Origin of the sequence: Candidatus Pelagibacter sp. Uisw_094, from assembly GCF_047729535.1 — a bacterium.
Classification (GTDB): domain Bacteria; phylum Pseudomonadota; class Alphaproteobacteria; order Pelagibacterales; family Pelagibacteraceae; genus Pelagibacter.
The window spans coordinates 265,748-281,488 of sequence record NZ_CP159823.1; the positions used below are offsets into that span (position 1 = coordinate 265,748).

Consider the following 15,741-nt stretch of genomic DNA (forward strand, 5'->3'; position numbering starts at 1 on the left):
ATAAAACTCTCAGGCAAACATACAGATGGGTACAGTGAGTTAATATGGAAAATATAAAAACAGCACTTTACAATTTACATCAAAAGCATGGAGCTAAATTTGTTCCATTTGCTGGGTATCAAATGCCAATTCAATATTCTAAAGGAATTATTGAGGAGCATAAAAGTACAAGAGAAAATGTAGGTATTTTTGATGTGTCACATATGGGTCAACTATTCATTAAAGGAGATGACACATTAGCAAAAAGTCTTGAAAGAATTTTTCCAGCTGAATTGAGTAAAGCTAAATTAAATCAGTCAAAATATAGTTTTTTAATGAATGAAGAAGCAGGAATTTACGATGATTTGATTATCACTAAAGTTGAAGGCGGTTTTAACATTGTATTGAATGCTGCTTGTAAGAATACAGATTTTAAACTTTTATCTAAATTATTAGAAAATAAGTATGAAATGATTTTAAGTGAAGAATTATCTCTTATAGCAATACAGGGGCCAAAAACAGTCCAAATGTTAGAAAAGATAATCAATGGAGTATCAGATCTAAAATTTATGAATGGTGATACATTTAATTATCTTAAAGAAAATATTTATATCACAAGATCAGGCTATACAGGTGAAGATGGATTTGAGATATCGATAAAAAATGATGCAGCAGAAGTGTTTGTGCAAAAACTCATAGATGAAGGGGCCAGTTTAATTGGACTAGGTGCCAGAGATACCTTGAGATTAGAGGCGGGGCTTTGTTTGTATGGTCATGACATGGATATTAATAAAAGCCCAGTAGAAGCCAATTTAAAATGGGCAATATCAAAAAATAGAATTCTTGAGGGTGGGTTTATTGGATGTGAAAAAATTAAATCTCAAATTGAAAATGGGGTAAGCAAGATCCGTGTAGGTATTAAGCCAGAAGGAAGAATTATAGCTCGAGAAAAAACTTCAATATTTAGTGAGGATAATAAAAATATTGGGGAAATTACAAGTGGAACTTTTGGACCGAGTGTTCAGGCCCCAGTTGCAATGGGTTATGTGGAAAATTCATTTTCTAAAATTGATACAAAGGTTTTTTTAGAAGTGAGAGGAAAAAAATATCCGGCAATTATAAGTAATTTGCCATTTTATAAAAAAAGTTATGTGAAAGGAGCTAATAAATGAGTGAAGTAAAATATTCAAAAGAACATGAGTGGATAAAATTAGATGGAGATACTGCTGTAATAGGAATTACACAACATGCAACCGAAATGCTAGGAGATATTGTTTTTGTAGAGTTACCAGAAATAGGGTCCTCTGTTGTTAAAGATGGTAATGCAGGAGTTGTAGAATCAACAAAAGCTGCAAGCGATATTTATACTCCTGTATCTGGAGAAATTATCGAAAATAACCAAGCTATTGTTGATGATCCTGCAAAGGTTAATAGTGATCCAGAAAATGAAGCATGGTTTTTTAAATTAAAAATTACTGATAAGTCTGAAATGGGTTCATTAATGAATAAAGAAGAATACGAAAAATTTTCAAAAGAAAGTGGTAGTTAAATGTTAAAAAATGCTCAAAAAGATTTTATACAAAGACATATAGGTCCATCCGTTGATGAACAAAATGTTATGCTTAAAGAATTAGGCTATCAAAGTCTTGATGATTTAATAAAAGATACTGTACCAGAAAAAATCCTTCTTAAAGATGATTTAGATATTGGAGATCCAAACTCTGAATATAAAGCACTTAGAAAATTAAAAAATATTGCAAAAAAAAATGAAGTTTATTCAAGCTTTATAGGAATGGGTTATTATGGAACTTATACTCCGTACGTAATACTTAGAAATATATTAGAAAATCCAGGATGGTACACTTCTTATACTCCCTACCAGCCAGAAGTAGCACAAGGAAGATTGGAAATGTTATTAAATTTTCAACAAATGATAATTGATTTTACTGGAATGGATATTGCTAATGCCTCTCTTTTAGATGAAGGAACAGCAGCAGCAGAAGCTATGGGATTGAGCTATAGAATATCTAAGTCTGAATCTAAAAAAGTTTTTGTTTCAAAAAATTGCCACCCTCAAACAATCGATGTTATTAAAACAAGAGCTGAGCCTTTAGGTTTAGAAATAATAGTTGGTGACGAAGATAAAGATATTAAAGAAGATATTATATGTGGTATTATTCAATATCCAGGCACCCTTGGGGATATAAAAGACCCTAGTGAAGCTATTAGTAAAATACACAAATTTAATGGAAAAGCAGTTCTTGCATGTGATTTGTTAGCACTTGCTAAACTAAAAACACCTGCTGAGTTAGGTGCTGATATTGCGGTTGGTAGTTCACAACGTTTTGGAATTCCAATGGGTTATGGTGGTCCACATGCAGCATTTTTTGCTACAAAAGATGAATACAAAAGATCAATGCCAGGAAGAATAGTAGGTGTTTCAGTAGATAGACATGGAAAAAAAGCATACAGACTTGCTCTACAAACAAGAGAGCAACATATAAGAAGAGATAAAGCTACGAGTAATATTTGTACTGCACAAGCATTATTAGCAATAGTCTCTGCAGCTTATGCTGTTTATCACGGTCCACAAGGTATTAAAAAAATTGCAGAAAGTGTCTCTCAACTGACTAAAAATTTTGCAGATAAACTGAAACAATCAGGTTATGAGCTTTATTCAAATGATTTTTTTGATACGGTAACAATAAAAACTCTAGATAAAACAGAGAAGATATACAAAAATGCTTTAGATCAAGGAGTAAATATCAGAAAAGTGAATTCTGAAATGTTAGCAGTGTCTTTTGATGAAAGAAAAAATCTTTATAGAGCAAATCAGTTATTAAAAATTTTTAATTGTTCAGAAACAATTAAAGAATCTATGAATGAAAGTTTATCTAATATTCCTAAAAATTTATTAAGAACTTCAACTTATTTAGATCATCCAGTTTTTAATAGTTACCATTCAGAAACAGAAATGCTACGTTATCTAAAAAAATTAGAAGACTCTGACATTGCCTTAAATAAATCTATGATTGCTTTGGGTTCGTGCACTATGAAACTTAATGCAGTTTCAGAAATGATACCAGTTACCTGGAAAGAATTTTCACAACCACATCCTTTTTCTCCTGTAGAGCAAATGGATGGTTACAGGGAGTTATTTACAGATTTAAAAAACTGGTTAAGGTCAATTACTGGCTTTTCTGGAGTTTCATTACAGCCAAATGCTGGAGCTCAAGGTGAGTTTGCTGGTTTAATGGTAATTCGTAAATTTCATGAAAAAAATAATGAAACAAATCGTAATGTTTGTTTAATTCCAAGCTCTGCACATGGCACAAACCCAGCAAGCGCCCAAATGGTTGGTATGAAAGTAGTTGTTGTGAAATGTGATCAATATGGAAACGTAGACTATGAAGATTTAAAAAATAAAGCTGAAGAACATTCGGAAAATTTAGCTGCTCTTATGGTTACTTACCCATCAACGCATGGTGTTTTTGAGGAAAAAATAACTGATATTTGTGAATTAATTCATAATCATGGTGGACAAGTTTATATGGACGGAGCAAACTTAAATGCGTTAGTTGGAATTGCAAAACCAGGTAATTTTGGACCAGATGTTTGTCATATAAATTTGCACAAAACATTTTGTATACCCCACGGTGGAGGAGGACCAGGTATGGGACCAATAGCATGTAAAAAGCATTTAGAAATATTTTTACCAAAACATTCTGTAATTAAAGATTGTGGCCCAGTGACTGGAATGGGAGCAGTATCTGCAGCACCTTGGGGCAGCTCAAGTATTTTATCAATTTCATGGATGTATATAAAGATGATGGGTTCTGAAGGCTTAAGAAAAGCCTCACAAGTTGCAATTCTAAATGCAAATTACATTGCACATAAATTAAAAGACTCTTTTCCAATTTTGTATAAGGGTAAAAGTGGCAATGTAGCTCATGAATGTATCATTGATATTAGAACGATAAAAAGTGAAACAGGGATTACTGAGGAAGATATTGCAAAGCGATTGATTGATTTTGGCTACCATGCTCCAACAATGTCTTGGCCTGTTGCTGGTACAATGATGATTGAACCTACGGAAAGTGAAAGTTTGAGTGAAATTGACAAGTTTTGTTCTACTCTTATAAAGATAAAACAAGAAATAGATAAAATTCAGTCTGGTGAATATGATAAGACTGACAACCCATTGAAGAATGCGCCACATACTCACGTTGAATTAACATCCAATAAGTGGGATCATAAGTATGAAAGAGAAGAGGCCGCTTATCCTTCAGAGTTTTTAAGAACAAATAAATATTGGCCTCCAGTTGGTAGAGTAGATAATGTTTATGGAGATAAAAATTTGTTTTGCACATGTCCATCTATGGAAGAGTACGAAGATACAGCAGCTTAGATATTTACTAAGATGAAAATTGCTGTAGTAGGTGCGGGTATATCAGGATTAAGTGCTGCTTATTACCTATCTAAAAAACATAAAGTTGATTTATTTGAAAAAGAAAATCAATTTGGGGGTCATGCAAATACAATAAAAGTTGCTTACCACCCTAATAAAGAAATTCCAATAGATATTGGATTTATGGTTTTTAACAAGCAAACATATCCAAATTTAATTAATTTTTTTTTAGAAAATAAAATAGAGATTGAAAAAAGTGATATGTCATTTTCTGTTACAGTAGAAAATAGTGACTTAGAATATTGTGGAAAAGGATTAGGTGGAATTTTTTCCAATAAAAAAAATTTATTTAATCCAAAATTCTTAAAAATGTTTTTTGAAATTTTAAGCTTTTATAAAAACTGTGAAAAAATAGAAATTAAAAAAATTAGCTCAATAACATTAGGGGAGTATTTAACAGAAATAAAAATTTCAGATTATTTTATTAATTATCATATTATACCAATGGTATCTGCAATATGGTCGATGCCACCATATGAAGCAAAACAAATGCCATTATCTTTTTTTTTAAGTTTTTTCAAGAATCACGGGCTGTTTAAAATTAAAGATAGACCTCAATGGTTTACGGTTGCAAATCGGAGCAAAACTTATGTTGATAAAATAATTGCTCAAGTTAGTGGTGAACATTTTAAGAATTACAATATAAATAAAATTACCAGAAATGATTTAGGTGCTAAAATTTTTTATGGAGAGGAAAATGAGTTCTTTGATTATGATAAAGTTGTAATAGCAACCCACGCAGATGAAGCATTAAAGATAATTGACAATCCAACATTAGACGAGGAGACAATATTAAAGAAATTTAAATATAGAGCTAACACTGCAGTAATACATTTTGATGAAAGTATTATGCCTAAAAATAAAAAAGCATGGTGTGCTTGGAATTCCTCAATGGACTCAGCTAATAATGAAAAGACAGCTGTAACATATTGGATAAATCAGCTTCAAAATTTAAAGATAGATAGAGATATTTTTTTAACTATAAATCCATTTAAAGAAATTCCAAATAATAAGATATTTAAAAAGGTAGCATTTACTCACCCTTATTACGATACAGAAGCATTAAATAATCAAAGCAATCTACATAAAATTCAAAATCAAAAACATATTTTATTTTGTGGTAGTTATTTTGGTTATGGTTTTCATGAGGATGGAATAAAGTCGACTATTGATATGTTAAAAACGCTGAATGATTAAAAATTCTTATATTTATACAGGAAACGTAATTCATAAAAGATTTAAGCCCAAAATTCATAGCTTCAATTATAGTGTATTTTCGCTACTTATAGATTTATCAGAAATAAGCCTATTACACAAAACCCTAAAGATATTTTCATATAATAAATTTAATATTATTAGTTTCTTTGATAAGGACCATGGAGCAAGAGATGGAAGCTCTCTTAAGGACTGGGTTTTAGAAAATCTTAAAAAAAATAATATTGACACTAACAATATTCAAATAAAACTTTTATGCTACCCAAGAATATTTGGGTATGTATTTAACCCTTTAAGTGTTTTTTATGTATATAACAAAAATTCTGATTTAATATCAATATTATATGAAGTTAAGAACACATTTGGCGAGCAACATGTTTATGTTTTTAAAACTGAAAAAGATCAAAATCTTATTCAACATGTGTGTAAGAAAAAATTTCATGTATCTCCATTTATTGAAATGAATTGTATTTATTTTTTTAGACTGTTGAAACCTGGTAATAAAATATCTGTAATAATTGACCTAAATGATCCAGTTGGCAAAATATTATACGCCTCACAAGATGGTATTAAAAGTGAATTAAATAATTACAATCTTATGAAATCTTATTTAAGACATCCATTGATGACATTTAAAATTATTATCGCAATACATTTTGAGGCATTTAAACTATGGACAAAAGGAATTAAATTTATAAAAAAAAAAATTAAAGTTAAAAACAATATTTCTATAGAAAATTAATATTAATTATTAAATTAAGGTTATTTCATGGACTATTCTTTTACACTCTCCATGGAAACAAATGTAGAAGTAGATGCAACATTTGGTAATGAGGATATTTTTTCAGATAATAATAAACGATAAGTGTTTATATTGTTAGTTCTAACTTTTAATAAATAGTCAAAGTTTCCTGCAATCATATGGCATTGTTCAACAGCTTCTAATTTTTTTACCTCAGAATTAAATTGATCTAGTGCTTTAGCTCGCGTATCCGATAAAGAAATTTGAACAAAGGCTATGTGTGCTTTTTCCAACTTTTTAAAATTTATATGAGCATGATAGCCAAGAATATATTCTTGTTGTTCTAGTTTTTTGATTCTACTTTGGCATGGTGAAATTGATAAGTTAACAGCTTTTGCTAGCTCACTAAGTGTAGTTTGTGCATTCTTCGCTAGTAGTGAGATTAACTGTTTATCTATTTTATCTATCATAGTAAAATTTACCTATAATTGTTAATATACCATAATATTTGCTATTAAAAATATATCAATTAGTAATTAATTCTTTTATTTACATTAATACAGTAATTATTTTTAGTCATTTTAGTCTAATTTTCTAGTAATTTATCAACAAAGTTATTTATTATGAATAATATATTCAAACACAAATATACTGACCAAGCTTCATTGGTTAATAACCATTTAATAAAAACCATTGGAACCTTTTCAGAAATTAATCACAGTAAAATTGATAACCTTTCACGTGAAATCATAGACAGCGCAATAAATTATAAAGAAATAAGCTCATTTGCTAAATTAATACATGAGTTTTCATTGACTAGTAACGAAGGTGTTGTTTTAATGTGTTTAGCAGAAGCATTACTTAGAATACCAGATGCTGCAACTATAAATGATTTAATTGAAGATAAAATTCCTATTGGAGATTGGAATAAACACATAAAGAATGAAAATGATGTTTTCGTAAACATTTCTTCTATAGCGTTTTTGTTAACAGGAAAAATAGTAGAAGAAAAACCTCAAGAAAATAAAAATATTTTAGTCAAGATGGTTAAAAATCTATCTGGACCATTATTAAGAAATGCCATTAAACAAGCAATAAATATTTTAGCTAAACAATTTGTATTTGAGCGAGATATAAAAAAAGCAATTAAACAAAGTGATAATAAAAAAAATGATAAATACACTTTTTCATTTGATATGCTTGGTGAAGCAGCAGTAACTTATGAAGATTCAGAAAGATATTACAGTCAATATGAAGAAGCTATTTTACAAACAGGAAAAAGTTTAAATCCACACAAAAAAAGTATTTCAATTAAGCTATCTTCATTACATCCAAGATACGAAAGAAACAAATTTGATTTACTAAAAAAAGAACTATTACCAAAAATTTTTAAACTTGTGGAATTAGGTAGAGAAAATAAAGTAGATATTTGTATTGATGCTGAAGAAGCTGATAGATTAAATTTATCACTTTTCATGTTTAAAGATATTATTGAAAGCAAATTAATTGACAATGTTTATCACGGTTTTGGATTTGCTATTCAAGCATATCAAAAAAGAACATTTTTCTTATTAGATTGGCTCAATGATTATTTACAAAGTGTTGATAAAAAAATTAATATTAGATTAGTCAAAGGTGCTTATTGGGATACAGAAATCAAAATTGCTCAAGAAGAAGGTTTTGAAAACTACCCTGTTTTTACAAAGAAATTTGCTACAGACATATCTTATCTAGCTTGTGCACATAAACTATTAGTAAATAAAAATATTTTTTCACAATTTGCCACTCATAATGCACATAGTATTTCTTATATTCATACTCTATTTAAAAACACTAATTTTGAATTCCAAAAATTGCATGGGATGGGTGATGAGATATATTCATTTTTAGAAAATAAACCTGATTTTAAATGTAGAGTATATGCTCCAGTAGGAGGCTATAAGGATTTGTTGCCATATTTAGTTAGAAGATTATTAGAAAATGGTGCAAATACGTCTTTTATTCATCAACTAAAATCCAAAAATTTTGATATTGATAAATTGATTCAATCACCATTTTTGAAGCTAGATAAGTTAAAAACTGACAAAATTCCTTTACCAATGAATATTTTGGGCAATAGAGATAATTCAAAAGGTCTGGATATAAGTGAAGAATTTGTGATTAATAATTATAAGGTTATAAAAAAACTAAATAATATAAATGCATTTTCAATTATAAATGGTGAAGACATAAAATCTGATAAAAAATTAGATATTATTTCACCAAGTGATTTTACCTTATTAGGTTCAAAATATTTTGCTACAGATCAAATTGTAGATGAAGCAATTAATAGCCTAAAAGATTATTCTATATCTTGGAAAAATTTTCCAATTAAAAAAAAATCAGAAATTATTTTAAATTTTGCCAATTTAATTGAAGAAAATTTTAAGGAAATAATTGAAATATGTGCACAAGAATCTGGCAAAAGTATTAAAAATTCTATAGCTGAAATTAGAGAAGCTGTTGATTTTTGTAGGTACTATTCTAAGGAAGCAAACTTAATATTTAAAGAACAAATTCTTAAAGGTCCAACAGGTGAACTTAATAGATATAGATTAATAGGAAAGGGATTAACTTTAGTAATTAGCCCATGGAATTTTCCTATAGCAATATTTGTAGGACAAACAATAGCTGCACTAATTACTGGTAATGTTGTTTTAACGAAACCTGCTGAACAATCTTCTTATGCAGCATATTTTATAATTAAACTTTTATTAAAAGCAGGATTACCTAAAAATTCAATTGCCTTGATCTTGGGTGACGGTGCATTAATTTCCAACAAAGTCATTGATGATAAAAAACTTAGAAATGTTTTATTTACTGGCTCTCTAAATACAGCAAAAATTATCCAATCAAACTTACAAAAACAAGAGAGTATTACTAATTTTATTGCAGAAACAGGTGGTTTAAATTGCATGATTGTTGATAGCTCAGCTTTACCAGAACATGTTGTTAAAGATGTTGTGAATTCGGGATTTGATAGTGCTGGACAAAGATGTTCAGCTTGTAGAATTTTATGTGTAGAAGAAAATGTATACAAAAAAATTAAAGAAACATTAATTGGTGCAATGAATACTCAAGATATTGGAAACCCAGAAAATCTTTCAACAGATATTGGACCAGTAATTGATGAGGAGGCTTACAATAGTATTAAAAAACATATTGATAATTTTGATAATGTTTATCAAACAAATTTTCAAAATGATTTAGGATATTTCATTCCACCAACTTTAATAGAAATAAAAAGATTAAGTGATTTAAAAAATGAAGTTTTTGGTCCTGTAGTACATATTGTTAAATATAAAGCTTCAGAATTAAATGAATTAATTGATGACATTAATGATTTAGGTTTTGGTTTAACATTAGGTATCCACAGTAGATTAGATAAAACTATTGATAAAATCATTTCCAAAGCAGAAGTTGGAAACATTTATATTAATCGAAATATGATTGGAGCCGTTGTTGGTGTACAGCCATTTGGGGGTTTTGAAAAATCTGGAACAGGACCTAAGGCAGGGGGCCCTGAATACCTGAAAAGACTATGTTATGAACAAAGTATATCAAATAACACAGCAGCTATGGGTGGTAATGCATCCTTATTAGCTGAAGTTGATGACTAAACTTTACTAATAAATTATCTTAAACCTCTTACTTTATCTGCAATTTTGCGTCATTTAATTTTTAAATAAAAAGAATTAAGTTTCCATTTAAATAAAAATTAAAAAATATATTAAGAATTAATGTTAATTTATAAAATTTCAGATTCAATCGTATTTAGTGCATTAAAAAATATTAAGCATGGTTTTCTTGAAATTAAAAAGGTTAATGGAGAAGTTTTAAAATTTGGTAATCCAGATGATAATTTAAAAGTTTTCTTAGAAATTAAAGATGAAAGCCTTAATTATAATCTGATTAAAAGTGGCAGTGTTGGATTAGGTGAATCTTATATGAAAGATTTTTTTATAACAAATAACCTATCTGATTTAATTGAGTTAACTGCAAAAAATATAAATGTTATTTATAAATTTTCAGGTATTTTTGATTTACCATTCATTAATTTTTTAAAAAATAAAATTATAAAAAATACCAAAAACCGAAGCAAAGAAAACATCGCAAAACACTATGATTTGGGAAATGATTTCTTTTCTTTATGGCTTGATAAAACCTTAACTTATTCCAGCGCTATATTTGAGAACCCTAAGCAAGATCTTTTCAACGCTCAGAATAATAAATACCAAAAATTGATTGATCTTTTAAAACCAACAAATGGAAGTAAAATTTTAGAAATTGGTTGTGGTTGGGGTGGATTTGCAGAATACCTGGGCACTAATTATGATGTTAAATTAGATTGTATCACCATTTCAAAAAAGCAATTTGAATTTGCAAAAGAAAGAATCCATAAATGTGGACTTAATGAAAAAGTAAATATTGAAATAAAAGATTATAGAGATTTAAAGAGTAAATATGATCATATAGCATCTATAGAAATGATAGAGGCAGTAGGACAAAACTATTTAGATAGCTATTTTAACACAATCAAGAATAATCTAACTTCATCAGGCACAGTGGGTATTCAAGCTATAACTATCGATGATAGCTTGTTTGATAGATATAAAAATAAACAGGACTTTATCCAAAAATATATTTTTCCTGGAGGTTTTTTACCTTCTAGAAATGAATTACAAAATTATGTTGATACTAATGGTTTAAAGTTTGATGAATACAATTCATATGCCAATCATTACTCTGATACTTTGATTATTTGGAGAGAGATATTTAATAAAAAGTGGGATTTGATTAAAGAGCAAGGTTTTGATTTAACATTTAAAAGAATGTGGGAATTTTACCTGTCTTATTGTGAGGCTGGCTTTAAATCAAAAAATATAGATCTAATTCAATTTTCATTACAAAATAAATAACAATAGGAGAGACATGATAAACTTTAAGAAATTTAAATTAACGGTATTAATAATTGCTTTATTCTTTACGGCAAGTTGTATAAACAATAACTCTATGAAACCAACAGATTTTAAAAATACAGAACCGTCAATGACTATAGAGAAATACTTTGAAGGTCCTGTTAAAGCATGGGGTCTATTACAAGATCGAAGTGGCAAGGTTACTAGACAATTTAAAGCTGATATGTTTGGTAGTTTTGAGGGTGATATCTTAACTCTTAAAGAAGATTTCTATTGGACAGACGGTGAAAAACAAAACCGAATATGGAAAATCAAAAAAATTGATCAAAATTACTATGAAGGATCTGCACCTGATGTTGTAGGAACTGCTAAAGGGTTTCAATATGGATCTGCCTTTAAATTTGAATATGATTTAATGGTCCCTTTTAAAGGAAAGAATATTAAAGTTTCATTTGATGATTGGATTTTTAAACAAGACGAAGAGGTTGCTATCAATAGAGCCACATTAACAAAATTTGGATTTAAAGTGGGTGAGTTGACGGTATTCTTTAAGAAAAATTAGTAGTCAATTTTTTTCATACCTTTTTCAACTATCTTAAAATACCAGCTACTTGGAAGTATTCTTAGAGTTTTCATTATAAAGGTAAAAGCTTTTGGAAAATGGATTTCAAATCCTTTATTTTTGATTAAACCAATATAGATTTGTTCTGCAGCAAATTCTGGTGACTTTATCATGGGCATAGGAAAATCATTCTGGTCAGTCATTGGTGTTTTAATGAACCCAGGGCTTATCAGGGAAACACGCACGTTTACTCTTTTCATTTCAAAATATAAACTTTCTGCAAAACTTGTAAGTGCAGACTTTGATGCACAATAACCTCCAGCTGCAGGTAACCCTCTATAACCAGCAACTGAAGAAATTATAGATATTTGACCACCTTTTTTATTATTATAATATTCATAAATTGCGTTGATAGAATTCATTGTACCAAAGTAATTTACTTCCATAATTTTTCTTATTTTATCTAAGTTAAATTTTTTTTCAGATTTTGGATCATGTATCCCGGTACCAAACACACAAATTTCAATATTTTCAAATTTTTTTACAATATCATTGAAGACAGCTTTACATTGTTCTGTATTTGTAACATCTAAAGGAAATGAATGGATATTTTCATTCTCAGTATGCAACTCTTGTAATAAGTTTTCTCGTCTAGCTGAGGCAGCAACTGTCCATCCTTCTTTAGCAAATTTTAGAGCTAAAGACCTACCAATTCCACTACTAGCGCCAGTGATCCAAATTACTTTTTTATCATTCATTAAGTAATGTATAATATGATTATGTTAAAAAACAAATTTTTATCTTTTTTATTATTTGCAATAATAACTTACTCGGCATCTGTTATTGGCGGTATTGCAACTATTGGATTTAAAGAGCCTTGGTATTCATTATTGATAAAGCCATCATACAATCCACCAAGCTGGATCTTTGCACCTGTTTGGACAACACTATATTTAATGATGACTATTGCCATATGGTCTTTTTGGCATAGTAAAAAAAGAGACATAGATACGATTTATATTTATATCGTTCATTTAATTTTTAATACAACTTGGAGTATAGTATTTTTTGTTTTTCATAAAATTTTATTAGCATTACTAGTTTTAATTATTTTAATAGCTTTAATAGTTTTATTAATGCAAAGATTTAAGAAAATAACTTTAGTAAGTTATTATTTAATGATTCCTTATTTACTTTGGTGTTTTTACGCATTAATTCTTAACTTAAGTTTATTTATTTTAAATTAATTATGGACGATGTTGTAATAATTGGCGGTGGTATCATTGGAGTTGCGACAGCTTATTTTCTATCTAAAGAAGGTCGAAAAGTTAAAGTTATAGAAAAAGATCCATCATACAAAGAAGCCTCATTCCCTTTATCCCTGGGTGGCTTTAGGAGACAATTTTTTCAAAAAGAAAATATTTTGTTAGGTAAATTTGCAAGAGATTTTATTTTTCAAATACCAGAATTACTCAAAACTAAAAAAAATCCTAACCCTACAGCTAGTATGGTACCAAATGGTTACTTATTAATGTTTGGACCTGAGCATGCAGAGGAACAGTATAGAGCGTTAGAAAACCATAAAGAGTGTGGAGCTGGAACAAAAAATATAAAAGGTTCAGAATTATCCAAGGTTTTTTCTTACATTAACGATGAAGGTATAGAAACTGCCACTTATACAGATGATAAAAGTGAGGGTTGGATTGATCCTTTTATGTTTCACGGTGCTTTAAAAAGCAAGGCCACAGAACTTGGGGCTGAATTTATTAAGGGAGAAGTAAAAGAAATATCAGAAATTAATGCTAAGATAATTATTTCTGCTGCAGGTTGTTGGACTAAAAAAATATTAAATGATATTCCTGTTATTCCACAAAAACACACTGTTTTCAGAGTTAAGTGCCCAACGTATATATCTGAAATGCCTTTATCTGCTGATTTAACAACAGGTGTTTATTGGAGGCCAGAGGGTAAAGAATATTTAGCTGGTTCTCCAAAATCTACTTTTGATGCAACAAATCTTGAACCTGCTTGGGACGACTTTGAGGAGTTGGTATGGCCAGCTTTAGCAAAAAGAATTCCAATGTTTGAAGAACTTAAATTAACTGGTGCTTGGGCAGGATTTTATGATCATAACCAACTAGACAGTAATGCTATTGTGGGTAAGCATCCTAAATACGAAAATGTATATATGGCTTCGGGTTTCACAGGAAGAGGATTACAACAAGCACCTGGCATTGGTAGAGCTTTGACAGAACTTATAACAACAGGTTCTTATCAAACTATAGATGTAAGCGCTTTTAATGTTGAAAGAATATTTAGTAAAGAAGCTAGACCAGAACCTTACGTATTATAACGAGTTAAGTTCCACAAAAAGTTTGATATTTCTTATCGCTGTGTGGAGCAGGTGACATAAATTCTAAATCATTGCTATTAACTGTATAAGGATTTTTTAATATTTTTATTAACCTATTAAACAATGTTAAATCACCATTACTTGCTAATGTTAAAGCTTCTTCCACTTTATGATTACGAGGTATTACCATTGGATTAGAAGAATTCATTAATTCCATAGATTTATCATGTGAACTATTAAACATTGCTAATCTTTTCACCCATTTAATTTTCCATAAATTAAAATCTGCATTATCATAAACTTCAGAATTTTTAATTGTCTTATCCGTTAAAAAAATAAAGGTATTTGTATAATCTGCTTTATTTTTTTGCATCCAATTTAATAACTCCATAATCAAATTTTTATCTTCTTTATCTTCACCATATAATCCGAGTTTATCTCTCATCATATTTAACCATTTTGTTTCATAATTTTGTTCAAATTTATCTAAAGCATCTGTAGCTAATTTAATTGCTTCATCTTCATTTTTGCTAATTAGTGGAATAAGAGATTCAGCAAATCTTGTTAAATTCCATTTGGTAATTTTTGGTTGATTATCATAGGCGTATCTACCTAATTGATCTATTGAACTAAAAATTGTTTTAGGGTCATAAGTATCCATAAATGCACAGGGACCATAATCTATTGTTTCACCAGATATGGTCATATTGTCAGTATTCATAACTCCATGAATAAAACCGACACGCATCCAGTCAATTACAAGTTCAGTTTGTTTTTTGATTAAAACATTTAGTAAGTCTAATGCTTTATTTTTTGATGTTTTTATATTGGGGTAGTATTTTTCAATTGTGTAATTAATCAAAATTTCTAAATCACTAATATTTTGTTTTGCAGCAATGTATTGAAATGTTCCAACTCTTAGATGGCCTAATGCCACCCTTGTAAGAATTGCACCTTGTGAAATTTGTTCCCTAACCACATCTTCACCAGTTTTAACTACTGCTAAACTTCTAGTAGTAGGTATTTTTAAAGAATGCATTGCTTCACTTATTATATATTCTCTCAACATTGGGCCTAAAACAGCCCTACCATCACCACTTCGTGAGAATGGGGTTCTACCAGAGCCTTTGAATTGTATATCAAATCGCTCATTACTTTTGGTCAAGTGTTCACCGATTAAAACAGCTCTTCCATCACCAAGCATTGTAAAATGACCAAATTGATGACCAGCGTAGGCTTGCGCTATAGAGTTAGATCCTTCAGGTAACATATTTCCTGAAAAAATTTTTGATAAACCTTCATCATTAACATCTGAAAAATCTAGATCTAATTTATTTGCTAGATCTTTATTTAATATTAATATTTCTGGTGCATTTACAGCAATAGGGTTGATATCTTCTTTGAATGTTTTTGGTAATCTCGAATAACTATTATCAAAATGCCAACCAATTGTCATTTTATCGA

Annotated in this window: 13 protein-coding genes; 10 read left to right on the forward strand and 3 right to left on the reverse strand. The window is 29.2% G+C overall.

Annotation, left to right across the window (positions count from 1 at the left end; all coding sequences use genetic code 11):
* The first annotated feature begins 44 nt into the window (after positions 1-44).
* The 5 genes from gcvT to ABXT72_RS01430 are packed head-to-tail and all read left to right on the forward strand — an operon-like array spanning position 45 to position 6,404.
* Complete coding sequence (gene gcvT / locus ABXT72_RS01410) at positions 45-1,151, forward strand: glycine cleavage system aminomethyltransferase GcvT (protein WP_415278571.1); 1,107 nt, start codon at positions 45-47, stop codon at positions 1,149-1,151.
* Complete coding sequence (gcvH, locus tag ABXT72_RS01415) at positions 1,148-1,528, forward strand: glycine cleavage system protein GcvH (protein WP_415278572.1); 381 nt, start codon at positions 1,148-1,150, stop codon at positions 1,526-1,528. Before gcvT ends, gcvH begins: the two co-directional genes overlap by 4 nt.
* Complete coding sequence (gene gcvP, locus ABXT72_RS01420; protein WP_415278573.1) at positions 1,529-4,387, forward strand: aminomethyl-transferring glycine dehydrogenase; 2,859 nt, start codon at positions 1,529-1,531, stop codon at positions 4,385-4,387.
* Between the two features lie 12 nt (positions 4,388-4,399).
* Positions 4,400-5,644, forward strand: a complete 1,245-nt coding sequence (locus tag ABXT72_RS01425; RefSeq protein WP_415278575.1) for an NAD(P)/FAD-dependent oxidoreductase — start codon at positions 4,400-4,402, stop codon at positions 5,642-5,644.
* Positions 5,637-6,404: a DUF1365 domain-containing protein gene (locus ABXT72_RS01430; protein WP_415278577.1), complete on the forward strand. Its 768-nt coding sequence runs from the start codon at positions 5,637-5,639 to the stop codon at positions 6,402-6,404. Before ABXT72_RS01425 ends, ABXT72_RS01430 begins: the two co-directional genes overlap by 8 nt.
* 32 nt (positions 6,405-6,436) lie before the next feature.
* On the opposite strand, the gene ABXT72_RS01435 is transcribed toward ABXT72_RS01430, so the two are convergent.
* Positions 6,437-6,874, reverse strand: coding sequence for an Lrp/AsnC family transcriptional regulator (locus tag ABXT72_RS01435; protein ID WP_415278578.1), 438 nt, complete (start codon positions 6,872-6,874; stop codon positions 6,437-6,439).
* Between the two features lie 153 nt (positions 6,875-7,027).
* Here ABXT72_RS01435 and putA point away from each other — a divergent pair, with 153 nt between their 5' ends.
* The 3 genes from putA to ABXT72_RS01450 all read left to right on the forward strand — a co-directional run bounded on the left by putA (position 7,028) and on the right by ABXT72_RS01450 (position 11,924).
* On the forward strand, positions 7,028-10,063 hold the full coding sequence (putA, locus tag ABXT72_RS01440) for a bifunctional proline dehydrogenase/L-glutamate gamma-semialdehyde dehydrogenase PutA (RefSeq protein WP_415278580.1): 3,036 nt from the start codon (positions 7,028-7,030) through the stop codon (positions 10,061-10,063).
* A 120-nt stretch (positions 10,064-10,183) separates the two neighbouring features.
* Positions 10,184-11,362, forward strand: a complete 1,179-nt coding sequence (locus ABXT72_RS01445) for a class I SAM-dependent methyltransferase (RefSeq protein ID WP_415278581.1) — start codon at positions 10,184-10,186, stop codon at positions 11,360-11,362.
* 13 nt (positions 11,363-11,375) lie between these two features.
* Positions 11,376-11,924 carry a DUF3833 domain-containing protein gene (locus ABXT72_RS01450; protein ID WP_415278582.1) on the forward strand — a complete coding sequence of 183 codons (549 nt, stop codon included), beginning with the start codon at positions 11,376-11,378 and terminating at the stop codon, positions 11,922-11,924.
* Here ABXT72_RS01450 and ABXT72_RS01455 read toward each other — a convergent pair.
* Complete coding sequence (locus ABXT72_RS01455) at positions 11,921-12,682, reverse strand: SDR family NAD(P)-dependent oxidoreductase (RefSeq protein ID WP_415278583.1); 762 nt, start codon at positions 12,680-12,682, stop codon at positions 11,921-11,923. The two genes, ABXT72_RS01450 and ABXT72_RS01455, sit on opposite strands and share 4 nt — an antisense overlap.
* Positions 12,683-12,703: 21 nt before the next feature.
* Here ABXT72_RS01455 and ABXT72_RS01460 point away from each other — a divergent pair, with 21 nt between their 5' ends.
* Complete coding sequence (locus tag ABXT72_RS01460; protein WP_415278584.1) at positions 12,704-13,171, forward strand: TspO/MBR family protein; 468 nt, start codon at positions 12,704-12,706, stop codon at positions 13,169-13,171.
* Between the two features lie 2 nt (positions 13,172-13,173).
* A complete protein-coding gene (locus tag ABXT72_RS01465; protein ID WP_415278585.1) occupies positions 13,174-14,277 on the forward strand; it encodes an NAD(P)/FAD-dependent oxidoreductase in 1,104 nt (367 codons plus the stop codon).
* A gap of 4 nt (positions 14,278-14,281) precedes the next feature.
* On the opposite strand, the gene ABXT72_RS01470 is transcribed toward ABXT72_RS01465, so the two are convergent.
* Positions 14,282-15,733, reverse strand: coding sequence for a protein adenylyltransferase SelO (locus ABXT72_RS01470; RefSeq protein ID WP_415278587.1), 1,452 nt, complete (start codon positions 15,731-15,733; stop codon positions 14,282-14,284).
* Positions 15,734-15,741 lie beyond the last annotated feature (8 nt).